The following is a 25,142-nucleotide window of genomic DNA, read 5'->3' as shown; positions in this document are numbered from 1 at the left end:
GGCATGAAAAAGATTGTATTTTTTATTTTTGTCATTTTGTTTTCGGTAGGGATTTATTTAGCTTGGCATGTTGTATTGGAAAAAGCCTTAGAATTGAAATTAGTAACCTCAGCTAATGATTTGCTTTTAAAATTGTTGTCAATTCTTGGCGTTTTTTCCATGTTAGTGCTTTTTCAAGGCGTTATCTCTTCGTATAAGAAGCGCCAACTCAAACGCATTTTGCAAAAAATAGACGCCATGAACGGCTTTGAATTTGAAGAATATTCTAAAATCTTTTTCACTTCAAAGGGTTTTGAAGTTACAATCACTCAAAAAAGCGGCGATTATGGAGCGGATTTGATTGTAGAAAAAGATGGCGTCAAATGGGCGGTTCAAGCTAAACGCTACTCGCATAAAGTTTCGCCCAAAGCTATTCAGGAGGTGGTCTCTTCTAAAGCTTACTACGCTTGCGAAAAAGCTTGCGTGATCACCAACAGCTATTTCACGCAGGCCGCTCAAAAACTGGCTCAAGCTAACGAAGTGCTTTTGATTGATAGAGACGAATGGGTCAGGTTTTTGGGTGGGAAAAACGAATCCAAATAGAATAATTTATATAATGCTTTTATTTTTATGATTTCTTATTTATTTCCTATTAAATTTTTTCGTAATCGCATGCGTTATAATATGAAAATTTAGCATCAATTTCTGTTTGGATAAAGGGGTTCAATGATTCAGTCTGTTCGCATTAAAAATTTTAAGACTTTTAAGGACACTCAAATTGATGGTTTTACCAAACTCAACATTATTACTGGTGGGAACAATGTGGGTAAATCTAATTTGCTAGAAGCGTTGTATTGTTTAGTGGGAAAATCCATGCACCCATGCACTAATATAACGGAAGTTTATGACAATATACACAAAGAGCCTTTAACAACAGAATCAAAGAACTTGATGTTTTATGGTTTGGACACTAAGGAAGAAATACAAATTGTTACAACTTTAGACAACAATCAAACCTTAGACTTGCAAATAAAATTCATAGCCAGTGAAAACCAAAAGGTAATAGAGTCGCAAATAATACCTACAGCAGAACAAACTCAAATGTCTTCTCAGCTTAATTTCACTCTTAAAAAAAATAATGAGGAAATTTATAACGATCACTTAAATATTGATAAATTTCCTAATCAGTCAGGCTACAATAGGCAATTTAAGAATTTTGATCCTAATCAATTGCAAAAACTTTTACCCTTTGAAAGCGCTGTCATAATACCTAGCGATTATAGGCAAGTTCATATGATTCAAGCGGTGAGTAAAATTTGCAGTAACAACCAATTAGAAGAAGAATTAAATAAACATCTTAGCCAATTTGATGACAATATCCAATCTATTAGCTTTAACACCAATAACCAACTCAAATTAAAAGTGAGAAATGTCAAAGAAAAACTCCCACTATCTGCATTTGGCGATGGTTTGAAGAAATATTTGCACATTGTAAGCGCTTTTATGGCTGATAACGCAAAAACGATTTATATTGATGAAGTAGAAAATGGCTTGCATTTTTCTCGCATGAGATTATTGTTAAAAAATATTATTGATTTTATCAATAATAATAAAGATGGTAATTTGCAAGTGTTTATGACTACCCACAACCAAGAATTTATAGAAATTTTAGATCAAGTTATCAGAGAAAAGGATTTTGCGCATCAAACTAAGTTGTTTTGTCTTAAGCAAGACGATCAATATGTTATTCCAAGAACTTATTATGGAGAAAATTTAGAATATTATTTTGAAAATGAAGAGAATCTTTTTGGCTAAAGCATCATACTAAGATTAGGATCATTCAATGGCAGATAAAGAAATACTGATTTTTGTAGAAGGTCCAAGCGATAAGGTGTTTTTAGAAGCTTATCTGTATTTTCTAGAAGATATTCCAATTAAAAATTTTAAGGTGAAAGATGTAACAGGAAAAGATAACCTATCTAAACGATTGCTTGAAATTGAAAAATACGATAAAACACTTATCATTTTTGATGCCGATAAAGACTATGAGAGTAATAAAAAAGAGATTTTATCAAAAACACAACAAAAGATTACAGAAGAACAAATTTTTTATTCCCTAACAATCAAGATGATGGCGATTTAGAAACCCTATTATTAGAAATTGCTAAACACGATGAATTTCTTAAATGTTTTGAAGGATACTTAGAATGCATTAAAAGTAAAGAACATTATAAACCGATTAAAAACATCAGCAAAAGTAAGTGGTATGCCTATTTAGAAGTGTTTGAACTACAAAATTTTTTCAAAGATAAGCGGAATAAAAATGACAAGAAGAATGAAGAAAAGATTATTATTGATGATAAAGGTAAAATAAGGAAAGAATATAAAGAAGAATATGAAAAACTAAAAGAAGTGATTGATTTTAACTCAAATTCTCTCATTCCCCTTAAAGATTTTCTAGGGCAATTCGCAAAATAATCAAAAAACAAAACTTAAGATTTTCTAATTTAACAAAATATATTACAATCATTCAAAAAATATTATTTTTACAAAAAGGTGCGTTGTGAAATTGTGGTTTCCTTATTTTTTAGCGATTGTGTTCTTGCATGCATTGGGTTTAGCGTTGCTCTTTATGGCTAATAACGCTTCGTTTTATGCGGCGGCGTCTATGGCTTACATGCTAGGGGCAAAGCATGCCTTTGATGCGGATCACATCGCTTGCATAGACAACACCATTAGAAAGCTCACCCAACAAGGCAAAAACGCCTATGGCGTGGGGTTTTACTTTTCTATGGGGCATTCAAGCGTGGTGATTTTAATGACTATTATCAGCGCGTTTGCAATCGCTTGGGCTAAAGAGCATACGCCGATGCTAGAAGAAATAGGGGGGGTAGTGGGGACTTTAGTTTCTGGGCTTTTCTTGCTCATTATAGGGCTATTGAATGCGATTATTCTCTTGGATTTATTAAAAATATTCAAAAAATCGCACTCTAATGAAAGCCTAAGCCGGCAACAAAATGAAGAGATTGAACGGCTTTTAACGAGTAGGGGCTTACTTAATCGCTTTTTTAAGCCCTTGTTTAATTTCGTCTCCAAGTCGTGGCATATTTATCCTGTGGGTTTTCTTTTTGGGCTAGGCTTTGATACCGCTAGTGAAGTCGCACTCTTGGCCCTTTCTAGCAGCGCGATTAAAGTGAGTGTGGTGGGCATGCTTTCTTTACCCATTCTTTTTGCCGCTGGCATGAGTTTGTTTGACACATTAGATGGGGCGTTCATGCTCAAGGCGTATGATTGGGCGTTCAAAACCCCTTTAAGGAAAATCTACTACAACATCTCCATCACCGCTTTAAGCGTGTTTATCGCGCTTTTTATTGGGTTGATTGAGCTTTTTCAAGTCGTTAGCGAGAAACTCCATTTAAAATTTGAAAACCGCCTTTTAAACACCTTACAAAGCCTGGAATTTACAGATTTAGGTTATTACTTGGTGGGCTTATTCGTGATAGCGTTTTTAGGCTCATTCTTCTTATGGAAAATCAAATTTTCTAAACTAGAAGGCTAGATTTTAAGCCCTCAAATCATCGCTCAACAAATCTTTAAGGCTTTTATTTGAAAAACTTGGCATAAAAGCTTTAGGGTTTGAAAGGCTTTCGCTCAAATAACTTAATAATTCTTTAATTTCGTTTAATTTTTCTTCCAAATAAGCTTGAAATCCGCCCACATTTTCCAATAAATTCAAAGGATTAGCCACAATCATGGAAAAAACTTCATCGTTAATGGCAATGTTGAGCTGAGTGTCAAACAAAGGGGAGGCTAAAAACTGGCAATTTTCTACAATTTCTCGCAACTCTTGTTTAATGATAGAAGCTTGCAAAGCGTCTTTATCTTCTAAACCCATGCTCTTATTGAAAAGCTTTTTGCAAGCGATTTGCAAGACTTGTAACGCTCCAACGCTCTCGTTTATATTTTTCATGTCCCTACTGAATTTAGCGATTTGTTGGGATTTTTCTATCGCATTGGTTTTAAAATCGCTTGTTTCAACATCGCCCAAATGCTTTTGAAGAGTTTTTAAAATATCCATAAAAAACCTTTTAAATAGAATTGATCATTCACAAGCATTTTTCGTTCCTTTTTTATGGAAACTTTAAAAAACACCCTTAAAAAGGTTTTTAGGTATAATTAGCGATCTTTTAGTTTTAAATAGTAGAGAGATTGGATGAAAAAAATATGGCTTTTGGTGTGGGGCTTGTATTCTTGGGTGTTTGTGCATGCGATAGAAACGATAGAAAAAGCCCCTACAAATGTAGAAGACAGAGACAAAGCCCCCCATTTGTTGCTTTTAGCAGGGATTCAAGGCGATGAGCCTGGAGGGTTTAATGCAACTAATTTGTTTTTAATGCACTATAGCGTTTTAAAAGGCTTGGTGGAAGTGGTTCCCGTATTGAATAAGCCTTCCATGTTAAGAAATCATAGGGGCTTGTATGGGGATATGAACCGCAAATTTGCTACTTTAGATAAAAAAGACCCCGAATACCCCACTATCCAAGAAATCAAATCCTTGATTGCAAAACCCAATATAGACGCCGTCTTGCACTTGCATGATGGTGGTGGGTATTATCGCCCTATTTATATTGATGCGACGCTCAATCCTAAGCGTTGGGGGAATTGCTTTATTATTGATCAAGATGAAGTTAAGGGGGCGAAATTCCCTAATTTGCTTGCTTTTGCAAACAATACGATTGAGAGCATCAACGCCCATTTATTGCACCCCATTGAGGAGTATCATTTAAAAAACACGCGCACTGCGCAAGGCGATACAGAAATGCAAAAAGCCCTAACTTTTTATGCGATCAATCAAAAAAAGAGCGCTTTTGCCAATGAAGCCAGCAAAGAACTCCCTTTAGCATCAAGGGTGTTTTACCACTTGCAAGCCATTGAGGGCTTACTCAATCAGCTCAATATCCCTTTTAAGCGCGATTTTGAGCTTAACCCTAACAGCGTGCATGCCCTAATCAATGATAAAAGCTTGTGGGCAAAAATCAGCTCTCTGCCTAAAATGCCCCTTTTTAACTTGCGCCCTAAACTCAATCATTTCCCCTTGCCCCACAACACTAAAATCCCGCAAATCCCCATAGAGAGCAACGCTTACATTGTGGGGTTAGTCAAAAATAAACAAGAAGTGTTTTTAAAATATGGTAACAAGCTTATGACACGATTATCGCCCTTTTATATAGAGTTTGATCATTCTTTAGAAGAAGTGAAAATGCGGCTTGACAATAACGATAAAATGGTTAAAATAGGGAGCGTGGTTGAAGTGAAAGAGAGTTTTTATATCCATGCTATGGATAATATCCGCGCGAATGTGATTGGCTTTAGCGTTTCTAATGAAAATAAGCCTAATGAAGCGGGTTATACGATTAGATTTAAAGATTTTCAAAAACGCTTTTCATTGGACAAGCAAGAAAGGATCTATCGCATAGAATTTTACAAAAATGATGCGTTTAGCGGGATGATCTTGGTGAAATTTGTGTAGGGATGGATAAACCTTACCAAAAGAGCTTATAGTGTTTTAAGGCAACGCATGACATAACATGACAACCGCCAATAAAGGATAGTGATGCCAGACATTAGAAATCTTTATTTATCATTACCTGACTTAACAAAGAGGCTATGCAAAATAAGCAGAAGACTTTATATCATGCGTTCATCTTATTCTTTTTTAGCAAGGGAATATTGTGTTTTAGAAAGAATGCATGAGATAATCCAAAAGGGCATGGATGGCTTAACACAGCGATTAGACAATGACTTAAAGGATGATTGCTCTCGCGTTCTTGTCCCTATTGAATACATACAGGGCTTATGCCTTGTTGGCAACATGAAACCTGATGAGCTATGCATATTGTTTGTTAAAATCTTTGAACTTATTCGCTCATCATTCAAAAGCCATTTATCTCTCGACTCCCTTTCTTTGATTGGTGGTGTAATCAGCGGCTTGAACAAGCAGATCCGTATGTATAAAAAATTGGAGTAAGAAAATGGGGAAATACGATAATTTTTTCTCTTATGGTTATGATAAATCACCATTGAAGGGCGTGAAAACACCCAAACAAAGCATTAAAAGACCAACAACCCTTTTGAATGTTGCGTTTTTTAACCCAATACTTCTATATCACACACCTTTATTATATTACTTCTTGCCCTGCATCTAATAAAGCTTCTTTGATCAAATCCTGTGTCGCTGGAGCTTCAAATTCCACAACCACGCTCTTTTTTTCCACGCTCACATCAATAAAATTCACGCCTTCAATTTCGCCCACAAATTTTTCAATTTTATCCACGCAATGGCTGCAAGTAATGCTTGGCACTTGAAAAGTTGCTTTCATTCAATGATCCTTAATTTTAAAATTCCTTAGTCTTTGGGAGTTTAAGACCACACTCACAGAGCTTAAACTCATCGCTAAACCCGCAATCGCCGGGCTTAACATGATATTAGCCTTATAAAGAACCCCGCAAGCTAAAGGGATAAACACGCTATTATAACAAAAAGCCCAAAACAAATTTTCTTTGATATTTTTAATGGTCGCCTGGCTTAATTTAATCGCGCTATAAACCGATTTAATATCGTTATTAAAGCTCACAATATCTGCTGCTTGCACGCTCACATCGCTCCCTTTAGCCATCACTACCGCCACATCGCTCATAGCAAGGCTAGGAGCGTCATTCAAGCCATCGCCCACCATCATCACGATCTGCCCTTTTTCCTTAAGCTCTTTAATCTTGTTGAGCTTGTCTTGTGGTTTAGCGTTGCTGATATAACCATCAATCCCTAATTCAAGCGTGCATTTTTTGACATTCTCTCTATTGTCCCCACTTAAAAGAAAAGTGTTAATGCCTAATTTTTTGATTTGAGCGATATGTTCTTTCACGCCTTTTTTGGGCAAATCTTCTAAAACAAACACCCCTAAAAGCTCGTCTTCTTTTTCACTAATCGCTCTACCCACAAACACTAAAATCCCATTTTCTTGAATTTCTAGCGTGTTAATAGGGTTAAAAAACTCGCTGTTACCTACTTTAATGGTCTCTTTAGCGCCCTGATAATCTGTTTTAGCACTAATGCCAAAGCCTATTTTCACTTTAACCCCGCTCATTTCTTTTAAGGGAGCGTTACGCTCTTTGGCGTATTCTACAATCCCTTTAGCGATGACATGTTCGCTGCTCTTTTCAATACTGCCCGCTAAACTCAATAACTCTAATAATTCTATCTTAGAATGGACGCTTTTAACGACAGGCTTGCCGTTAGTGAGCGTGCCGGTTTTATCAAAAACGATCGTATTGACTAGCCTTGCTTTTTCTAAACTTTTAGCGTCTTTAAAAAATAATCCTAAAGAACTCGCTTTCTGGTTCGCTACTAAAATGCTCATAGGCGTAGCCAATCCTAAGGCACAAGGGCAAGAAATCACTAAAACCGATACAAACACTTCTAAAGCGATTCCAAAATTCCACCAAAAATCGGGTTTAGGCGCGATGATGAGCCACACCACAAACGCTAAAATAGCGATAGCGATCACGCTTGGCACAAACACGCTTGAAACCTTATCCGCTAAGCGAGAAATCTCTGCCTTTGAGCTTTGAGCGTTATGGATCATTTCTACAATTTGAGACAAGGTGCTGTTTTTGTTATTTTGCGTGGCTTTCATTAAAAAACTCGTGTGGCTATTGAATGTCCCTGAAAAGACTTTATCGCCGACTTTTTTATAAACCGGTAACGCTTCGCCACTTAACATGCTCTCATCTAATTCCCCTTCGCCCTCTATGATTTCACCATCTACTGCAATCGCGCTTCCAGGGAGGACTTTCAAAATATCCCCCACCACAATGCTATCCACTAAAACTTCAATCTGTTGGTTATTTTGCATTTTAAGGGCGGTTTTTGGGGCGTTTTTCATCAAGGCTTGCATAGCGTCTAAAGCTTTGTCTTTAGAAACATTTTCAATGCGTTTGCCCACCATCACAAACATTAAAATCACGCACACGCTTTCAAAATAATAATGCCCATAAGACCACTGATTTGTATAAACGAAATACAATTGCCACAGGCTTGAAATTAAGGCAGCGCTTGTGCCTAGGGCAATAAGGCTGCTCATGTTAGGTTGTCTGTGCCATAAGGCTTTAAACCCTTGAATGTAAAAATCCCTCCCTAAATGCATGACAATGAGCGTGCCTATAAGCTGTAAGCAAGCGTTTAAAAAATTACTATGATTATTAATCGTAAGCAAGCGTTCAGGTAAAAGGCTAGGAATAAGCATCGCCCCCATAGAAAGATACACCACAAAAAGCGTGAAAACAACCGCCAACGCTAATTTAACATTAGGGTTAAAAAATCCTTTTTTTTCTTTTGTCAGGTTTTTTTTAGGGCTATAGCCCAGCTTTTCAATGAGCTTGAAAATTTCGTCTAAATTGGTTTGGTTTTCGTCAAATTCAATGTTAGCGCTCTTATTTAAAAGGCTCACTTCTATTTTTTTCACAAAACTCTTACGCCCCAAAGAGCGTTCAATCCCACTAGAACACGCCGTGCAAGTCATTCCCTCTATGTAAAAAGATTCTTTCATGCGCTCTTATTTTTATTAAAAATAATTTTTACCATTAAAAAGAGCCACCGAATGATGCCATAAATCAAATACAACCCCATAAACACGCTTAAAGCTTCTAAAGGACGCACAAACACTAACGATAAAAAAATCAACACTAAGATGAAAAGCTTGAGATTCCATTTGACTTTTTTAAAATTAGGGTAGCGGATATTGCTCACCATAAGCACCCCCAATAAGACAATGAAGCCTAAAAATAACTTTTCTGTATTTCCTTCTAAAAAATGGTATTTGTTATCCAATAATACACAAAGCACCACCAATACCGCCGCAGCAGGAATAGGGATGCCGATGAAAGAATAGGGGTCGCTTGTGTTGGTGCTGATATTGAATCGCGCCAATCGTATCGCTCCAAAAATCACAAACAACGCGCTCACCGCCATGCCTATGCGCCCAAAGTTATACCCCACATAAAAGTAAGTGATTAAGCTTGGGGCCACCCCAAAAGCGACCACATCAGCCAGGGAGTCAAATTCAATACCAAATTTGCTAGTGGTGTTGGTAAGCCTTGCGACACGCCCATCAAGCCCGTCTAAAATAAGGCTCGCTACCACTAACCAGCACGCCATGACAAATTGATAACTGGAAGCGTAAAAAATACTCATCATGCCTAAAAAAATACTGCTAGCGGTGAAAAGATTAGGGAAAAGATAGAGAGGGTTAATAGGCATTAGAGACTCTTTTTAACTTGGCTTTTAGAATGGGAATAAAAACGATTTTAAAATCCATTATGGAAATAAAAATCTCACAAGCGTTAAAAAACTTACAAGAAAAGAGCGTTAGAGAAAACGCTTTATAACGCTGTTGATAAGCATGAGTTTTTAGAAAACAAAATCTAAAAAAAAACTTTAAACAAACAGAATGTTTATAATAAGGCTTTAAACCCTTATCAAAAATCCGTTTGTAAGCTCGCACTCTTAACTCGCTTGCTCTTCTAAAGGGATCAAACGGCTTTCTAAATTGTTGGCAACTTCGTATTCGCTGATGATTTCACGCACCCTTTCGCCTGTAATGACTTCTTTGTCAAACAATTCTTTGACCATGATTTCAATCGCTTCTCTATAGTCGCTTAAGGTTTGTTTGACATGCTTATAGCGTTCTTCTAGCAAGTTTTTAATGAAAAGATCCATTTCTTCTGCGGTCTTTTCGCTAAATTCCCTACTGCTTCCATAACCACCTCCTAAAAAGGCGTTCCGCTGTTTTTCTAACACCATAAGCCCACTGACACTGCTCATGCCGTAGTAACTCACCATGCCTTTAATAATATCAGTCGCTCTTTCTAAATCGTTGCTCGCACCGGTAGAAATTTCTTCCAAAAAGACATCTTCAGCCGCTCTCCCGCCTAAAAGCACATCAATTTCAGCGATGAGTTCGTGTTTTTGCATCAAGTATTTGTTTTCTTCAGGCGTGTTAAGGGTGTAGCCTAAAGCCGCCATTCCCCTTGGAATGATAGAGACTTTATTCACCCTAGCGCTCCCTTTAGTCATTTCAGAAATCACGGCATGCCCGCTTTCATGGTAGGCGACGATTTTCTTTTCCTTAGGACTGATGCGCCTACTTTTCTTTTCTAACCCTGCAATCCCCCTTTCAACCGCTTCTTTTAAATGCTGTTGCCTGACTTCTTTTTGGTTGTTTCTTCCTGCTAAAAGCGCGGCTTCATTGATGATATTCGCTAAATCCGCTCCTGCAAGCCCTGCGGTGAGCTTGGCGACTTCTTGCAAATTCACATCATTAGCGAGTTTCACGCCTTTAATATGCACTTTTAAGATTTCTACCCTGCCATTAAAATCAGGCTTATCCACTAAAACCTGCCTGTCAAAACGCCCTGGACGCATTAAGGCCGGGTCTAAGATTTCAGGGCGGTTCGTTGCGGCTAAGACAATTACAGGTGCATTTTCGCTCCCAAAGCCATCCATTTCGGCTAAGAGCTGGTTTAAGGTTTGCTCTCTTTCATCGTTACCGCTCACCACGCCTCCAGCCGCTCGGCTTTTACCTATGGCATCAATTTCATCAATAAAAATGATGCTAGGGGCTTGTTTTTTAGCGGTTTCAAACAGATCCCTAACCCTGCTTGCCCCTAAGCCCACAAACATTTCAATGAAACTGCTCCCTCCCATAGAGAAAAACGGCACATGCGCTTCGCCGGCTACCGCTTTTGCTAAAAGGGTTTTACCGGTTCCTGGAGGCCCTACTAACAGCACGCCTTTAGGGATTTTAGCCCCTAAATTAGCGTATCGTTCGGGGTATTTTAAGAAATCTACGATTTCTACCACCTCTTCTTTGGCTTCTTCATTGCCCGCCATGTCATTAAAACGCACATTAGGTTTTTCAGCGTTAATGAGTTTTTTCGTGCTCCCCATGCCAAAAATACCCCCACCCATATTTTTTTGCATGCGGTTTGCCATAAACATCCATAACCCTAAAATCACTAAAATAGGCATGAGCCACCCTAACATGTCCGTAAAAAAGTTAGACTCGCTAAAACCAGAATAATTGATTTTCTTCTCGTCTAACAAAGGCACTAAGGTCAAATCAGGCACTCGTTTAGCGATATAAATCACACGATTGTTGCCCTCTTTATGGCTGGCTTTGATCAAAGTTTGACCGATACTCACATTTTCCACTTCATTATTGCTGATGAGCTGTTTGATTTCATGGTAGCTCACATTTTTAGTGCTAGAAGCTAAGAAATTGTCCGAAAAACTGCCATCAGAATTGAAAGAGCGCAGAAAAAAAATGAGTAAAATCCCTCCAAGAACCGCAAGGATAATGGGACTTTGAAAAAAAGGTTTTTTAGGTTCGTTCGTTGGTTTCATTATAATCCTTAATTTATTGATTGTTTTTTAAGCAATTTTAGAGCGACCCATTCGTTACGCTGTCGTTGCTCTAAAACCTCAAATCCATTATAATAGATCTGTAAAACAGAGTTTAAATGGGTTTCTAAAATCCCTGATAAAATAAGAGTGTGGTTACAAAGCCGCACAAATTCACTATACAAACTCTTAATCACATCAGCGACAATGTTCGCCACAATAATATCAAAACGCCCTTTAATTTTTTGCGTAGAGCCATGAATGACTTTATCTTGCGCTAATAGGGGTATTTGATTCAAGCTAAAATTTTTTAGGGTTTCTTCAACGGCTAAACTATCCGTATCGCAAGCTACTAAAGCACTAACGCCTTGTTTTTTTAAGGCGATGCTTAAAATCCCGCTCCCACAGCCCACATCTAGAGCGTTTTTGCGTTTTAAATCAAGGTTAGAGAGCAATTCCAAACACATAGAAGTGCTTTCATGATGGCCTGATCCAAAGGCAAGAGCCGGATCAATCATTATGCTATCATCTGTAGCGACATGGCTTGGTTTTTGATGCCAACTAGGGTGTATGTAAAATTGGGCGCATTGCACCGGCAAAATAGCTTGTTTGTAGGCTTCTAGCCAATCTTTTGAAGCCAAATTGCGTGAAAGGTAGAAAAAATCAAACTCACTTTGCAGGTTTTGTTTTAAATTCAAACAAAACGCTTCTAATACTGGAATGAGTGAGTTATTCAAATTCTCTTCAGAGCGTAAAATAACGAAATTTTTGAGATGTGGGGGTTTTTCTTTTAAATTTTCTTTTAAATCTTTTTTTAGGGGGTCATGAGTGGCGAAATAATGCCAACTGGATTGGCTTATAAACTCAACGGTTTCTTTATCGTCAAACGCTTTTAAATTCTCTAGGCTCGATTCTTCTAAGGCTAGATGCGTGGTGTCTAAAAGAAAGCTCTCAAAAAGCTCTCGCTCCTTAGGGAAGATAAAGAAAAACTCATAATACATTGGCTTTAACACTCAATCGTTTGTCCCTAAAACAACCTCTAATTTTTCTTTCAAAACTTGGGGGGTAAAAGGTTTCACAATGTAGTTGTTCACGCCCGCTTTCAAAGCCGTAATGACTTCGGCCTTACCGCCCTCTGTGGTGATCATAATAATAGGGATTTCTTTAAAACGGCTGTCCGCACGCACCTTTTTAACGAGATCCAAGCCGTTCATTTCAGGCATGTTCCAATCTGTAATAAGCACCTTAGTGTCCGCATTAGCGTCTAGTTTCTCCCAAGCTTCCACCCCATGCTCAGCTTCTAAAACATCTTCATAGCCTAAGCGTGAAAGTGTATTTTTAATAATTCTTCTCATAGTTGAGCTATCATCTACTACTAGTAATTTCAAAGCGCTTCTCCTTTTAAGATTGCATTTAAATTAGGCTCTTTTTAAACAGCCAAAGCGTCTCTAACGCCTTATAATAATAAATCATTCCAAATAATAGCATGTTTTGATTAAAATTACCTTGACCGACAATAATCATTGGCTAAATGGAGCGTTCAATGAGCGTTCTCATTTGTAAAAAAATTCAGTTTGTTTGCTATCATAATAGTTTAAAAGTAATAAAATAACTTTTGAGCGCGATAAAGGGTCATTGGATGGTTTGAAAAAAGAAAGACAAGGATTTTACAAGTAAGTGTATTATTTAAGAATTTTAATACTGGGTATAAGTTTTTTAAATATTTTAAATGCTGAAAATTTGAGTTATATGTCTTCTTCTTATCAAATAGGCACGGTGTTTATGCGCCCTTTAAACACTAACAAGCTTTTACAAGGGGCTTCAATCCTTCAAGGCTATGAAGTGAATCCTAAAAACGATTGGGCTTATTCTAGGTATTATTTCTTTATAGATTATGGTAATGTGCTTTTTAATAATGACTCTACTTTGCAAGCGAACATGTTCACTTATGGGGTGGGAGGGGATTTCATGGTCGCCTACGCTAAAAACCCTATCAACCGCTGGGCTTTTTTCTTTGGCTTGCAACTGGCCGCCAATACATGGATACTCAACAATAAAGTCAAAGATTTGGTGGTGAATACTTGGGATTCATTAAAAGATTTCAATTTTCACAACACTTATTTTAGGGCTATCGGGAAATTTGGGGTGCAGTTTCGCACGATCGTTTTGTATCATAAGGTGGATGTGGAAATTGGCATGAAAATCTTTCTAACCCCTGAAAGGCGCAGCTTGTTTGAAAGGAGCTTTTTGTTTTTTATTTCGCATTCGTGGCATTTTTAAATGGCGGAGAGAGAGGGATTCGAACCCTCGAAGGCTTGCACCTTACACGCGTTCCAGGCGTGCTCCTTCAACCACTCGGACATCTCCCCTTAAAAGGGGCTTATTATAACTAAGATTTGTTTAAAAAGGGCTTATTTTAAAAGGAGTGAATCTTTAGAAATCACGCCATCTATTTGATTTTTAGCGCAAATTTCCCACAATTCTGTATCGTTTAAATCCATAGAAAACAAGATTTTGCTATCTAATAAGTAATTAGTGGCGTGTTGTTGGGCGAGTATGGCTTGCTTAATATCCTTAAAAATACAATAGAGCGGTTTGAAAGCGTTGAATAAAAAAAAGGCGTCCGTTTCTATCTTGTGCGATAAAAAGATCACGCTAAAATTGACGCTATTTTCACAGCAATACTTAGCTAATTCCAAATTTTTTGGGTGTGCTTCAAAACACACTATATCGTTATTGGTGCTGGAATGAACAGCATCGGTGTTTTTAATGAAAACAAAACGAGTGCTAGGGATTAAAGGGTGTCCTAAAATAAGCATATTTACCCCTTATTATTCAAACAAGTTTCACTGCAATAGGCTACCGCCCCGCTGTAAATAGCGTCTTTGCTAGAGACATAGGTTTGGCATTTAGAGCATATAATCATGTGATCTTCTAATTCTTTAGGGGTTTGTTGCGTGTAAGAGTGGTTGTCTTTAAGGGGTTTTTGCCTCAAAAACAAACGCCATAAAACCCACACAATAATGAGCAAGGGGATTAAAATTCTTAACATAAACTTTCCTTTGATTTGTAAAAATAAACTCGTTTTTGATGCACAAAGCATTCAGTGTCTTTAAAAGCGATTTCATCTTTTAACTGCTCGCCTTTATAGAATAAAAAATACCCCTTATCTTTTAGGAAGCGTTGGCTTTTTTCTATCAAAAAAGAAGAGCTAGCGACCGCTCTAGAAGTGATCAAATCCACTTGTAAAAGATTTTGATAATCTTCTAAACGCTTTTTAATAATTTCAATGTTTTTTAAAGGCAAAACGCTTTTAAGGTAGTTTAAAAAAGCCGCTCTTTTTATTCTTGGCTCTAAAAGAATGAATTGCGTTTCCGGTTTTTCAAGGGCTAAAGGGATAGCAGGAAGTCCCGCCCCGCTCCCAATATCCAAGCAGCTTTTAAAATCTTTGACAAATTCTAAGGGCTTTAGAGCGTCTGTGATCTGGGGTTCTAACTCGCTTAAATTTTTCGCGCCGCTCAAGTTGTGCGTTTGATTCCATTCTAAAAGGATGCGCGCATAATCTTGCAATAAGGGGTTCATAAAATCAGCATCCCATCGCCATAAGAATAAAAACGATACTTCTTTTCTATGGCTATTTTGTAGATTTCTTTGGTTTTTTCTAAGCCTATCATCGCGCTTACAAGCATTAAAAGGCTTGATTTAGGCAAATGGAAATTAGTGAGCAAATAATTAACATGCAAAATAGGATTAGCAAGATGCAAGAAAATATCGCATTCAAACGATTCTTGATTAGGGTTTTTTAAGCGTTTGAAATATTCCACGCTCCTTAAAGCGGTCGTGCCGATGCATAAAATCTCTTGGGATTCTTGCAAAATTTCTTGGCTCTTTTTAGGAATATGCAAAACTTCTGTATGGATTTGATGCTCTCTAATATCCTTAGTTTCTACGCCAAGAAAAGTCCCAGCCCCCACATGCAAGGTCAAAAAAGCGTGCTTGAAATCTTTCAATAATTTTTCTAAGCCGTGTTGAGAAAAATGCAATGACGCTGTAGGGGCAGCCACCGCGCCGGTGTGTTTAGCGAACACGCTCTGGTATTCATGTGCATCCAAACTTTCATCGGCTCTTTTAATATAAGGGGGTAAGGGCATATGCCCGTATTGCTCTAAAAGCTTTAAGATATTTTCTTGATTTAAGGGGGTTTGATTGTCATAAAAAGCGATCAAGCGTTGGCCGTTATGGAGTAATTCCAAAACTTCAGCGTAATAATTTTCATCAAAAAAGATTTTATCCCCCACTTTGATCTTACCCTTGATTTGAGTTAGGGCGGTATTGTCTTTAAAAAAGCGGTGGAAAAACACTTCGGTCGTTTTTGATGGCAAAAAGGCATGCTTAGATCCAAAAAGCCTGGCCTTCATCACTTTGGTGTCGTTTAACACCACAAGGGCGTTTTTAGGGAAAAAATCTAAAACATGCTCAAAAGTGGTGTGCGTGATTGTTTGCGAACGCCTTTCATAGACGAGCAATTTAGCCTTTTCTTTGGGCAAAACGGGGTAGCTTGCGATCAATTCCTTAGGCAAATGATAATCATAGCTTTCTAGATCAAATTCTTTCAACTAATTCTCTTTGGTGTCATTTTCGTTATTATTTTCGTTATCTTTGGGAGCCGGATTGACCATTTTGGCGATTAAAATAGAAAGCCCATAAAGCCCCACTAAAGGCAATGCCATAAAGATTTGACTCACCACATCAGGGGGAGTGATAATGGCTGCTACAATAAAAATCACTACAATAGCGTATTTGAAATACGCTTTCAAACTCGCATCAGTAATCAAGCCCACTTTAGCTAAAAAATACGCCAAAACAGGCAATTCAAACGCCACGCCAAAGCCTAAAATCAAGCGCATGAAAAAGCTCACATAACTGGATGCAGAAATATTAGCCGCAAACACATCGCTCCCGAAAGTAGCTAAGTATTCAATGATGAAAGGGAACACCACATAATAAGAAAACGCCGCCCCCATTAAAAACATGCCGCTCCCAAAAAACACAAAAGGCAAAATCACTTTTTTTTCATTCTTGTAAAGCCCTGGAGCGATAAAGAGCCACAATTGCCAAAAAATAATGGGCATGGAAATGACGATAGCGGCTGAAAAACTGATTTTAACCGCTACCATGACCCCCTCAATAGGGGAGAGCTGAATGAGTGTGCCTTTATAAGAATTTTTAACAAATTCAAAAATATTTTTCCAAAAATGAAAGCACCCCAAAAACGCCACTAAAATCGTTCCTACAGAAACCATCAAACGCTTTCTTAATTCCTGTAAATGCGGTTTTAAATCTTCAAACATGCTCTTTTTCTTTGTTGTGTTCTTTAGCGTTGTTATCGGTTGTTAATTGGACTTCTTTAGGAGGTTCATCGCTTGAAATTTCTTCATTTAAGGCTTCTTCATTGGAAACTTCTTCATTGGAGTGGTTAGGGGGTGCGTTGTTTTCTAGGCTTTGTTTGTAATCTTGCATCAAATCCTGAATGCTTTTAATCTCCTTTTCTGCAGTTATTTTAGCGTCTTCTAATTCTTCAATCTTAACGCCTTTAAGACTCTCCACTTTGTTTTCAAAGAGTTTTTGATACTCTAGAGTTTCTTTTTTGATTTCTTCAATATTGATTTCTTTATCTAAAGTGTCCTTAGCGTCATTGAGCGTTTTTTTAACCGCACGAAAAAACTTCACTATATCCACGACAGCCTGGGGGAATTTTTCTGGCCCTAAAAAAATAATCGCCACAATCAACACCACAAGGATTTCAAAAAAGCCCATGCCAAACATAATAATCTACTTTCACACCCTTAAAATTTTATCGTTATTGTAGTGTAATTTTCTTTCTAAACAAGATTAAAATAAAGTTTGAGACTTTAAAGTGGGGATTTTTAAAAGTGCATGGGTTTTAGGCGTGGCGATTCTGCCTTTAGCGGTGCGCTCTAAATAACCATTAGCGAGTAAAAAAGGCTCAATCACGTCTTCAATCGTGCCCTCATCTTCTCTCATGGATGCTGCAATCGTGTTCAAACCCACCGGCCGTCCTTGAGCGTTAGCCAACAAAGACAAATACGCCAAATCCGCTTCATCAAAGCCTAATTCATTCACGCCTAATTCATTCAAAGCATGCAAAGTGATGTTTAAATCCATCAAGCTTGAATTTTTGACTAACGCAAAATCGCGCACCCTTTTTAAAAGCCTTAAAGCGATCCTTGGCGTGCCTCTGCTCCTTTTAGCGATTTCATCAGCGCTTTCTTCTTTGATGTCTTGGTTGAGTTTAGTGGCGGCTTTTTTGATGATAAGGGCCAGTTCGCTAGGGCTATAAAATTGCATTCTAAAACTCATGCCAAATCTGTCTCTTAAGGGGTTAGAGAGCATTCCGGCTCTGGTGGTAGCGCCGATGAGGGTGAAAGGGGGTAAATCAATTTTAATGGTTTGAGCCGCTGGGCCTGAGCCTATGATAATATCCAGCCTAAAATCTTCCATTGCCGGGTATAAAACCTCTTCAATCGCTGGGCTAAGCCGGTGGATTTCATCAATAAAAAGAATGTCTTTAGCTTGCAAATTCGTCAAAATGGCGGCCAAATCACCGCTTTTTTCTATCATGGGAGCGGCAGTGATTTTGATATTGGTTTCCATTTCTTTAGCGATGATATGGCTGATTGAAGTTTTACCCAAACCGGGCGGGCCAAAAAAGAGCATGTGATCCAAACTTTCTTGGCGTTTTTTAGCCGCACAAATAGAAATTTGCAAATTGCTTTTAATCTTTTCTTGACCGATAAAATCTTTCCAAAGATTAGGGCGCAAACTCACTTCTTGAGAAGTTTCAAAATCCAAAGTTTCTAAATTGACTATCCGTTCTTTCATTTAATGATAACTTTCTAATTCGTTAGGGAAGTTTCCCTTTTTCACATCATCAGCGTATTGCTTGATAGCGTTTTGAACCAATTCTTTCCCTTTGAGGTATTCTCGCACGAATTTAGGCTTAAAGCTATCAAAAAAGCCTAACATATCGCTCCACACTAAAATCTGCCCGTCGCAATCTTTACCGCTCCCTATGCCGATCGTGGGGATTTTGATTGTTTGCGTGATTTTTTGAGCGATAGGGGTGGTTATACCCTCTAAAACCAATAAACCCACCCCGGCTTCTTCTAAACTCAAGGCGTCTTCTAAAAGCTTTTTTTGTTGCTCTTCATTTTTGCCCTTAATCTTATAACCTCCATCAAGGCGCACGAATTGGGGCATCAAGCCAATATGCCCTACCACAATAACACCCTCATTAGTGAGCGTTTTAACCAGTTTCGCTTTTTCTTTTCCGCCCTCTAGTTTGATCGCGCTCGCTTGGGTTTCTTTATAAACTCTAATGGCGTTTTTTAGGGCTGTTTTTTCATCTTTATAGCTTCCAAAGGGCATGTCTGTGATGATAAAAGGATTCTTAGCGCCCGCGCACACGGCTTTGGTGTGATAGAGCATCATCTCAAAACTCGCACTTAAAGTGTCGTTTTGATTGAAAAAACTCATATTCAAACTATCGCCCACTAAAATCACATCCACTAGCGGATCAAATATTTGAGCGAATAGCGCATCATAAGCGGTAATAGCGATGATTTTTTCTTGATTTTTCTTAGCTTGGAGGTGGTTGAGAGTGATTTTTTTAATTGGGGCGGTTTGCATGCTCATTGAAAAATCCTAAGTGTTAGATATAGTGGCATTGTAGCATGACTTTATTGGGGTGGGTAAAAATTTTACTCCATTTTAACCGGTCATTTTAATTATTTTAGTATAATTGAAAGAAGCTTTTAACAAACAATTCAAGGGATTTAGCGATTTTGGGTCTTAAAAAACATGTTATTTTATGGTCTTTAATGGGGTTTTATACGGGATTGAGTGCACTTGATTATGATACCCTAGACCCGAAATATTACAAATATATCAAGTATTATAAAGCTTATGAAGATAAAGAAGTTGAAGAATTGATCAGAGACTTAAAAAGGGCGAACGCTAAAAGCGGGCTTATTTTAGGGATCAATACCGGGTTTTTTTATAACCATGAAATCATGGTTAGAACCAATAGCTCTAGCATCACCGGGAATATTTTAAATTATTTGTTCGCTTACGGCTTGCGTTTTGGCTATCAAACTTTCAGGCCGTCGTTTTTTGCACGCTTGGTCAAGCCAAATATCATTGGCAGGCGTATTTATATCCAATATTATGGAGGGGCTCCTAAAAAAGCGGGCTTTGGGAGCGTGGGGTTTCAATCGGTTATGCTGAATGGGGATTTTTTGTTGGACATTCCCTTACCTTTTGTGGGAAAATACCTTTATATGGGGGGTTATATGGGTTTAGGTTTAGGGGTTGTAGCGCATGGGGTGAATTATACGGCGGAATGGGGGATGTCTTTTAACGCAGGGTTGGCTCTAACGGTGTCAGAAAAAAACCGCATTGAATTTGAATTTAAAATTTTAAATAATTTCCCTTTTTTGCAATCTAATTCTTCAAAAGAGACTTGGTGGGGAGCTATAGCAAGCATTGGGTATCAATATGTGTTCTAAAAAAATACGAAATCTTATTTTATGCTTTGGTTTTATATTGGGTTTGAGTGCTGAAGAAAATACGGCTCAAGAGAATATGACTGAAGAAAACATGATTAAAGAAAATACCTCTAAAGACGCTCCCATTCTTTTGGAAGAAAAACACACTCAAACGCTAGAGTTTGAAGAAAACAAGGAAGCTAAAAAGAATATTGATGAAAAAAGCCTGCTTGAAGAAATCCATAAGAAAAAACGCCAACTTTACATGCTCAAAGGGGAATTGCATGAAAAAAATGAATCTCTCTTATTCCAACAAATGGCTAAAAATAAGAGCGGTTTTTTTATAGGCGTGATTCTTGGCGATATAGGGGTTAGCGCTCATTCTTATGAGAAGTTTGAACCTTTAAGCAATATTCAAGCTTCTCCTTTGTTGTATGGCTTAAGGAGCGGGTATCAAAAGTATTTTGCTAACGGGATTAGCGCCTTACGCTTTTATGGGGAGTATTTAGGGGGGGCGATGAAAGGGTTTAAAAGCGATTCTTTAGCCTCTTATCAAACCGCAAGCTTGAACATTGATTTGTTGATGGATAAGCCTATTGACAAAGAAAAAAGGTTTGCGTTAGGGATATTTGGAGGCGTTGGAGTGGGGTGGAATGGGATGTATCAAAATTTAAAAGAGATTAAAGGGTATTCACAGCCTAACGCCTTTGGGTTAGTGTTAAATTTAGGGGTGAGCATGACGCTTAATCTCAAACACCGCTTTGAATTAGCCTTAAAAATGCCTCCCTTAAAAGAAACCTCGCAAACTTTTTTATATTATTTTAAAAGCACTAATATTTATTATATTAGTTACAACTATTTATTGTAAAGGCTAAAATGTTGAAATTTAAATATGGTTTGATTTATATCGCGCTCATACTGGGACTTCAAGCGACAGATTATGACAATTTAGAAGAAGAAAACCAACAATTAGACGAAAAAATAAACCATTTAAAGCAACAGCTCACCGAAAAAGGGGTTTCGCCCAAAGAGATGGATAAGGATAAGTTTGAAGAAGAATATTTAGAGCGAACTTACCCAAAGATTTCTTCAAAGAAAAGAAAAAAATTACTCAAATCTTTTTCCATAGCCGATGATAAGAGCGGGGTTTTTTTAGGGGGTGGGTATGCTTATGGGGAACTTAACTTGTCTTATCAAGGGGAAATGTTAGACAGATATGGCGCGAATGCCTCTAGCGCGTTTAAAAACAATATTAAGATTAACGCTCCTGTTTCTATGATTAGCGTTAAATTCGGGTATCAAAAATACTTTGTGCCTTATTTTGGGACACGATTTTATGGGGATTTATTGCTTGGGGGAGGGGTGTTAAAAGAGGATGCAAGCAAGCAATCTGTAGGCTCGTTTATTTATGTTTTAGGGGCTGTCAATACCGATTTATTGTTTGATATGCCTTTAGATTTTAAAACTAAAAAGCATTTTTTAGGCGTTTATGCGGGTTTTGGGATAGGGCTTATGCTTTATCAAGACAAGCCTAATCAAAACGGGAGGAATTTGGTGGTGGGGGGCTATTCAAGCCCTAATTTTTTATGGAAATCTTTAATTGAAGTGGATTATACTTTTAATGTGGGCGTGAGTTTAACGCTTTATAGGAAACACCGCTTAGAGATTGGCACCAAATTACCGATTAGCTATTTGAGAATGGGAGTGGAAGAGGGAGCGCTCTATCAAAATAAAGAAGATAATGAACGATTGTTGATTTCAGCTAACAACCAGTTCAAGCGATCCAGTTTTTTATTAGTGAATTATGCGTTCATTTTTTAAGGCTTGATTTTGGAGTTAAGGTTTAAAATTTTAGCGTTAGTCGTTTTAATTTTAGGGGGTTATTTGATTTTTAACGCTTTAATCACAAAAACCAAAGCTTTAAGTTTTAGTTTGAATAGCAAAGAGGATGCGCTCAATAATAATAATGAAGCGCTTTTTTGGGATTTAAAAAAACCCATTAAGATTAAAATAGCAGCCCCAAAGGGCATCAAACGCTATGATTTAAAAGTAACCACACAAGATAATTTGATTCTTTATGAAAAAGAAAATCTGGTATTGGATAAACCCAAGTCTTTAGAAGTGCCTTTAATTAGGCCTGAAATCATGGGGTTAGAAGACAAGTGCCTTTTATATGAAATTAAAGCTAATGATTGGAGCTATGCTAATTTTTTCAATGGCAATAAGGCGTCTTTCAAACAAGAAGTGTGTATTGATACGATAAAACCTTCCATTAAAGTTTTATCCCGCTCCCCAAGCATCGCTTATGGAGGGAGCGCGGTAGTTGTCTTTGAAGCTTTGGATAAGAATTTGTCTCAAGCGTTTGTGCGCGTCAAAAAAAAGGATTTTGAAGCTTTCAGGCTTGTAGAATTCAAACAGCGTAATGTTTTTATCGCTCTAGTGCCTTGGTCTTATAAAAATAAGGATTTTAAGGCGTTCATTGTCGCTAAAGATAAAGCTTATAACTCTAATACCACCCCTTTATTACTCAAGCGAAAAACCCGTCATGTGAGGGAAAAAGATATAGACTTAAACGCCTTAAAAGATAAGATTGCACAGCAAGAAAAATTTCAAAATCACACTGAGCAAACTTTATTAGAAATATTTTCCAACGCGCGCTTAAAAGATTTAGAAAAAATCCAAAAGATCGCTTTAGATCAAGGGGGTTTTTATAAGGATTTTTCCCATTTTCAAGCGCTAAAACCCTTGAATGGGCCTTTTAAAATGATAAGCAATTTTTTAGAAAATCGGCGGTTTTTAAAGGACAATCAGGTGTTGTTTAAATTCTTGCATTTAGGGGTGGATTTGATACCCAGTAAGGATTTATCTTTAGCGTTTGATCCATCGGTAAAGAGGGTTTTTAAGGGGGAATTAGATTTTTATGGTAATAGTTTAATCAATTGCTATGGGTTAGGTTTGTGCGTTTTTTTAGCGCATTTAAAAGATGATGAAAGCGTGGGGAGTAGTGGTTTGAAATTAGGGAGCGGGTTGCATTTAGGGATGCTTTTGCAAGGGGTTTTTGTCCGGCCCAATGAATGGCTTAATGAGCAATGGATAAAAACCAATATCATCACCCCCATAGAGCAAGCCAAACGGCTTTTAATGAAAGGATAGTCATGTTAAAAACCAATCAAAAAAATGTGCATGCGTTTGAAATTGAAAAGCAAGATCCTGAAGCGGTCATGGAATTTTTAGAAAAAAACCATGCCCTTTTGCAATATTTTCTTATTATATTTAAATATGATATTGAACCAGAAGTCAAAGCCATTTTGCACAAACACCAGCTTTTATTTTTAGAAACGAATCGCACTTTAAACGGGCGTCATATCAAAACCATGTCTTTAAAAGACGAGACTGATCACTCAAAACCCAATAACCCTAAAACAGAACCTAAAACAACGATTTATGAGCGCCACATTAGGAGTGGGGAAGAGATTTATAGCGCTAATCACCTTATTTTTTTGGGGAATATCCACAACGGAGCGAAGATTATTTCAGAGGGCTGTGTGTCGGTTTATGGGGTTTGCGAAGGGGCGATTGTGTGCTTTGGAGAGTGCTTGATTTTGAAAGAAGTCAAGAGCGCTCAAATCGTTTTTCAAAATAAAATTTTATCTTTAAAAGAGGTTGAACGGCTTTTGGTAAATAAAAATATTAAAATAATCACTAAAAATGACGATATACTAGACATAAAGGAAGTATTATGAAACAAACAACCATTAACCACTCTGTGGAATTAGTAGGGATAGGCTTGCACAAGGGCATTCCTGTGAAGCTTGTTTTAGAGCCTTTAGGAGAAAATCAAGGCATTGTTTTTTACCGCTCTGATTTGGGCGTGAAGCTCCCCTTAAAACCTGAAAACATCGTGGATACCAAAATGGCAACCGTGTTGGGTAAGGATAACGCTAGAATTTCTACGATTGAGCATTTGCTTTCAGCTATCCATGCGTATGGCATTGACAATCTTAAAATCTCTGTGGATAACGAAGAGATCCCTATCATGGATGGGAGTGCTTTGACTTATTGCATGCTTTTAGATGAAGCAGGGATTAAAGAATTAGACGCTCCTAAAAAGGTGATGGAAATCAAGCAAGTCGTTGAGGTTAGAGAGGGCGATAAATTCGTTAAAATTGAGCCAGACAGCCAGCTTTCTTTGAATTTCACGATTGATTTTAACCATCCGGTTATCGCTAAGCAAGCCCATCATTTCGTCTTTAGTAAAACCGCTTACAAAGAGCAAGTCGCTAAAGCCCGTACCTTTGGGTTTTTGCAAGAAGTGAATTACTTGCGATCCATTGGTTTGGCTAAAGGGGGGAGCTTGAATAATTGCATCGTGTTAGATGAAAACAGCATCTTGAATAAGGAGGGCTTGAGATACGAAAAGGAATTCGTGTGCCACAAGATTTTAGACGCTATGGGGGATCTAATGGTCTTAGGCATGCCTGTGATGGGCAAATACACTTCTTTTTCAGGGAGTCATAAGCTCAATTCCATGTTGGTTAAAGTCATTTTAGCGGACGCTAAAAATTACGAAGTTTTGATCGCTACAGATCCGGCTAAAGAATTTGTGTTGCAAAAGGCTTTCGCTTAATCCTAAAATTAGGGTTTATTTTTGGAATTGGATTTAGTGCTTATCTCTTTAGGCGAGGGGGTTTTGCTTGGGGTGTATCAAAACAATTTTTTATGCGCTTCTTACACTTCCAAATCAAAAACAAGTGAAGCTTTAGTGGAAGTTTTTTCACAATTATTCAAAGATTTTAAAAACCCTACTTTACCGGCGATTAAAGGGGTTTATTACGCTAAAGGGCCAGGGAGTTTCACTAGCCTAAAGCTCACGCATGTTTTCTTACACACTTTGGCTTTAATCCATGACTTTGAACTCTATTCAACCACAGGCTTTGATTTTAACGACAACACGCCCATTTTGGCGTATGCCAATAAATACTTTGTTTCAAAAGAAAGGGAAAGCTTGACCGATTTTAAAGATTTGAAAATTGCACCAAAAGATTTCATGTTGCCCTCTTTTTTAGAGAAAGATAAATTCACTCAATTGAACACGCCGTTTTACATTTTGCCTCCTATTTAGTGTATAATGCTAGTTT

At 37.6% G+C, this 25,142-nt stretch carries 29 protein-coding genes, 1 tRNA gene and 1 pseudogene; 14 read left to right on the top strand and 17 right to left on the bottom strand.

The genetic code is table 11. The features are described 5' to 3' along the window. Window positions 1-3 precede the first annotated feature (3 nt). From KX581_RS02560 to KX581_RS02545, 4 genes and pseudogenes are all read left to right on the top strand, one after another. Window positions 4-582: a restriction endonuclease gene (locus KX581_RS02560; protein ID WP_120880565.1), complete on the top strand. Its 579-nt coding sequence runs from the start codon at window positions 4-6 to the stop codon at window positions 580-582. 123 nt (window positions 583-705) lie between these two features. Next, entirely contained in the window at window positions 706-1,794 is a 1,089-nt protein-coding gene (locus KX581_RS02555; RefSeq protein WP_231175497.1) for an AAA family ATPase, read from the top strand. A gap of 28 nt (window positions 1,795-1,822) precedes the next feature. Then, a pseudogene (locus KX581_RS02550) lies at window positions 1,823-2,485 on the top strand (DUF3226 domain-containing protein). A gap of 57 nt (window positions 2,486-2,542) precedes the next feature. After that, on the top strand, window positions 2,543-3,538 hold the full coding sequence (locus KX581_RS02545; protein ID WP_120871698.1) for a HoxN/HupN/NixA family nickel/cobalt transporter: 996 nt from the start codon (window positions 2,543-2,545) through the stop codon (window positions 3,536-3,538). A gap of 3 nt (window positions 3,539-3,541) precedes the next feature. Here KX581_RS02545 and KX581_RS02540 read toward each other — a convergent pair whose 3' ends face one another. After that, a complete protein-coding gene (locus KX581_RS02540) occupies window positions 3,542-4,057 on the bottom strand; it encodes a flagellar FLiS export co-chaperone (protein WP_231175496.1) in 516 nt (171 codons plus the stop codon). Between the two features lie 135 nt (window positions 4,058-4,192). On the opposite strand from KX581_RS02540, the gene csd4 reads away from it, so the two are divergent. Both csd4 and KX581_RS02530 read left to right on the top strand, forming a co-directional pair. Next, window positions 4,193-5,509, top strand: a complete 1,317-nt coding sequence (gene csd4 / locus KX581_RS02535) for a M14/M99 family metallopeptidase (RefSeq protein WP_231175495.1) — start codon at window positions 4,193-4,195, stop codon at window positions 5,507-5,509. A 216-nt stretch (window positions 5,510-5,725) separates the two neighbouring features. Further along, on the top strand, window positions 5,726-6,007 hold the full coding sequence (locus KX581_RS02530; protein ID WP_120871806.1) for a hypothetical protein: 282 nt from the start codon (window positions 5,726-5,728) through the stop codon (window positions 6,005-6,007). A 151-nt stretch (window positions 6,008-6,158) separates the two neighbouring features. Here KX581_RS02530 and copP read toward each other — a convergent pair whose 3' ends face one another. The 7 genes from copP to KX581_RS02495 are packed head-to-tail and all read right to left on the bottom strand — an operon-like array spanning window position 6,159 to window position 12,825. Then, a complete protein-coding gene (gene copP / locus KX581_RS02525) occupies window positions 6,159-6,359 on the bottom strand; it encodes a copper-binding metallochaperone CopP (RefSeq protein WP_120871704.1) in 201 nt (66 codons plus the stop codon). Then, a complete protein-coding gene (gene copA, locus KX581_RS02520; RefSeq protein ID WP_231175494.1) occupies window positions 6,360-8,585 on the bottom strand; it encodes a copper-translocating P-type ATPase CopA in 2,226 nt (741 codons plus the stop codon). Then, a complete protein-coding gene (pssA, locus tag KX581_RS02515; RefSeq protein WP_001122213.1) occupies window positions 8,582-9,295 on the bottom strand; it encodes a CDP-diacylglycerol--serine O-phosphatidyltransferase in 714 nt (237 codons plus the stop codon). The genes copA and pssA overlap by 4 nt, the downstream gene beginning before the upstream one ends. Beyond that, window positions 9,285-9,539: a hypothetical protein gene (locus KX581_RS02510; protein WP_154455583.1), complete on the bottom strand. Its 255-nt coding sequence runs from the start codon at window positions 9,537-9,539 to the stop codon at window positions 9,285-9,287. Before KX581_RS02510 ends, pssA begins: the two co-directional genes overlap by 11 nt. Before the next feature lie 2 nt (window positions 9,540-9,541). Beyond that, window positions 9,542-11,440 carry an ATP-dependent zinc metalloprotease FtsH gene (ftsH, locus tag KX581_RS02505; protein ID WP_000805295.1) on the bottom strand — a complete coding sequence of 633 codons (1,899 nt, stop codon included), beginning with the start codon at window positions 11,438-11,440 and terminating at the stop codon, window positions 9,542-9,544. Between the two features lie 8 nt (window positions 11,441-11,448). Further along, window positions 11,449-12,438: a 50S ribosomal protein L11 methyltransferase gene (gene prmA / locus KX581_RS02500; protein WP_231175520.1), complete on the bottom strand. Its 990-nt coding sequence runs from the start codon at window positions 12,436-12,438 to the stop codon at window positions 11,449-11,451. A 12-nt stretch (window positions 12,439-12,450) separates the two neighbouring features. Further along, window positions 12,451-12,825 (bottom strand): chemotaxis response regulator CheY, encoded by a 375-nt coding sequence (locus tag KX581_RS02495; RefSeq protein ID WP_000772148.1) that lies wholly within the window; start codon window positions 12,823-12,825, stop codon window positions 12,451-12,453. Window positions 12,826-13,114: 289 nt separating this feature from the next. Here KX581_RS02495 and KX581_RS02490 point away from each other — a divergent pair, with 289 nt between their 5' ends. Continuing rightward, window positions 13,115-13,717 (top strand): outer membrane protein, encoded by a 603-nt coding sequence (locus KX581_RS02490; RefSeq protein ID WP_000291620.1) that lies wholly within the window; start codon window positions 13,115-13,117, stop codon window positions 13,715-13,717. Window position 13,718: 1 nt separating this feature from the next. Here KX581_RS02490 and KX581_RS02485 read toward each other — a convergent pair. The 9 genes from KX581_RS02485 to panB all read right to left on the bottom strand — a co-directional run bounded on the left by KX581_RS02485 (window position 13,719) and on the right by panB (window position 19,153). Beyond that, a tRNA-Ser gene (locus KX581_RS02485) sits at window positions 13,719-13,806 on the bottom strand. 42 nt (window positions 13,807-13,848) lie between these two features. Then, window positions 13,849-14,256 carry a hypothetical protein gene (locus KX581_RS02480; RefSeq protein ID WP_231175493.1) on the bottom strand — a complete coding sequence of 136 codons (408 nt, stop codon included), beginning with the start codon at window positions 14,254-14,256 and terminating at the stop codon, window positions 13,849-13,851. A gap of 2 nt (window positions 14,257-14,258) precedes the next feature. Beyond that, window positions 14,259-14,489, bottom strand: coding sequence for a PP0621 family protein (locus KX581_RS02475; RefSeq protein WP_162967176.1), 231 nt, complete (start codon window positions 14,487-14,489; stop codon window positions 14,259-14,261). Beyond that, window positions 14,483-15,019 carry a 16S rRNA (guanine(527)-N(7))-methyltransferase RsmG gene (gene rsmG, locus KX581_RS02470; RefSeq protein WP_180629178.1) on the bottom strand — a complete coding sequence of 179 codons (537 nt, stop codon included), beginning with the start codon at window positions 15,017-15,019 and terminating at the stop codon, window positions 14,483-14,485. Before rsmG ends, KX581_RS02475 begins: the two co-directional genes overlap by 7 nt. After that, a complete protein-coding gene (gene queA / locus KX581_RS02465; RefSeq protein WP_120871716.1) occupies window positions 15,016-16,053 on the bottom strand; it encodes a tRNA preQ1(34) S-adenosylmethionine ribosyltransferase-isomerase QueA in 1,038 nt (345 codons plus the stop codon). Before queA ends, rsmG begins: the two co-directional genes overlap by 4 nt. Further along, window positions 16,054-16,788 (bottom strand): twin-arginine translocase subunit TatC, encoded by a 735-nt coding sequence (gene tatC / locus KX581_RS02460; protein WP_180385746.1) that lies wholly within the window; start codon window positions 16,786-16,788, stop codon window positions 16,054-16,056. Continuing rightward, complete coding sequence (gene tatB, locus KX581_RS02455; RefSeq protein ID WP_120871720.1) at window positions 16,781-17,263, bottom strand: Sec-independent protein translocase protein TatB; 483 nt, start codon at window positions 17,261-17,263, stop codon at window positions 16,781-16,783. The genes tatC and tatB overlap by 8 nt, the downstream gene beginning before the upstream one ends. A gap of 66 nt (window positions 17,264-17,329) precedes the next feature. Next, window positions 17,330-18,340, bottom strand: a complete 1,011-nt coding sequence (ruvB, locus tag KX581_RS02450) for a Holliday junction branch migration DNA helicase RuvB (protein ID WP_231175492.1) — start codon at window positions 18,338-18,340, stop codon at window positions 17,330-17,332. Next, entirely contained in the window at window positions 18,341-19,153 is an 813-nt protein-coding gene (panB, locus tag KX581_RS02445) for a 3-methyl-2-oxobutanoate hydroxymethyltransferase (RefSeq protein WP_231175491.1), read from the bottom strand. It abuts the gene before it with no gap. Window positions 19,154-19,302: 149 nt separating this feature from the next. On the opposite strand from panB, the gene KX581_RS02440 reads away from it, so the two are divergent. From KX581_RS02440 to KX581_RS02410, 7 genes are read left to right on the top strand one after another with little or no spacing between them, the layout of a single operon-like run. Continuing rightward, window positions 19,303-20,025 (top strand): hypothetical protein, encoded by a 723-nt coding sequence (locus tag KX581_RS02440; RefSeq protein WP_231175490.1) that lies wholly within the window; start codon window positions 19,303-19,305, stop codon window positions 20,023-20,025. Further along, window positions 20,015-20,872: an outer membrane beta-barrel protein gene (locus tag KX581_RS02435; RefSeq protein WP_180629172.1), complete on the top strand. Its 858-nt coding sequence runs from the start codon at window positions 20,015-20,017 to the stop codon at window positions 20,870-20,872. Before KX581_RS02440 ends, KX581_RS02435 begins: the two co-directional genes overlap by 11 nt. An 8-nt stretch (window positions 20,873-20,880) precedes the next feature. Beyond that, a complete protein-coding gene (locus tag KX581_RS02430) occupies window positions 20,881-21,825 on the top strand; it encodes an outer membrane beta-barrel protein (RefSeq protein WP_220904941.1) in 945 nt (314 codons plus the stop codon). A 9-nt stretch (window positions 21,826-21,834) separates the two neighbouring features. Continuing rightward, window positions 21,835-23,157, top strand: a complete 1,323-nt coding sequence (locus KX581_RS02425) for a M23 family metallopeptidase (protein ID WP_231175489.1) — start codon at window positions 21,835-21,837, stop codon at window positions 23,155-23,157. A 2-nt stretch (window positions 23,158-23,159) separates the two neighbouring features. Then, the gene (minC, locus tag KX581_RS02420) at window positions 23,160-23,747 is read left to right on the top strand and encodes a septum site-determining protein MinC (protein WP_219025824.1); all 588 of its coding nucleotides are present in this window, start codon (window positions 23,160-23,162) and stop codon (window positions 23,745-23,747) included. Then, window positions 23,744-24,631 carry a UDP-3-O-acyl-N-acetylglucosamine deacetylase gene (lpxC, locus tag KX581_RS02415; protein WP_180629168.1) on the top strand — a complete coding sequence of 296 codons (888 nt, stop codon included), beginning with the start codon at window positions 23,744-23,746 and terminating at the stop codon, window positions 24,629-24,631. Before minC ends, lpxC begins: the two co-directional genes overlap by 4 nt. Window positions 24,632-24,652: 21 nt before the next feature. Further along, window positions 24,653-25,126, top strand: coding sequence for a tRNA threonylcarbamoyladenosine biosynthesis protein TsaB (locus KX581_RS02410; protein WP_001916905.1), 474 nt, complete (start codon window positions 24,653-24,655; stop codon window positions 25,124-25,126). The last annotated feature ends 16 nt before the right edge of the window (window positions 25,127-25,142 follow it).

The organism is Helicobacter pylori, assembly GCF_021062735.1.
GTDB lineage: Bacteria > Campylobacterota > Campylobacteria > Campylobacterales > Helicobacteraceae > Helicobacter > Helicobacter pylori_DN.
The sequence above is the reverse complement of the archived record's forward strand: the minus strand, read 5'-3'. Positions and strand labels throughout refer to the sequence as shown.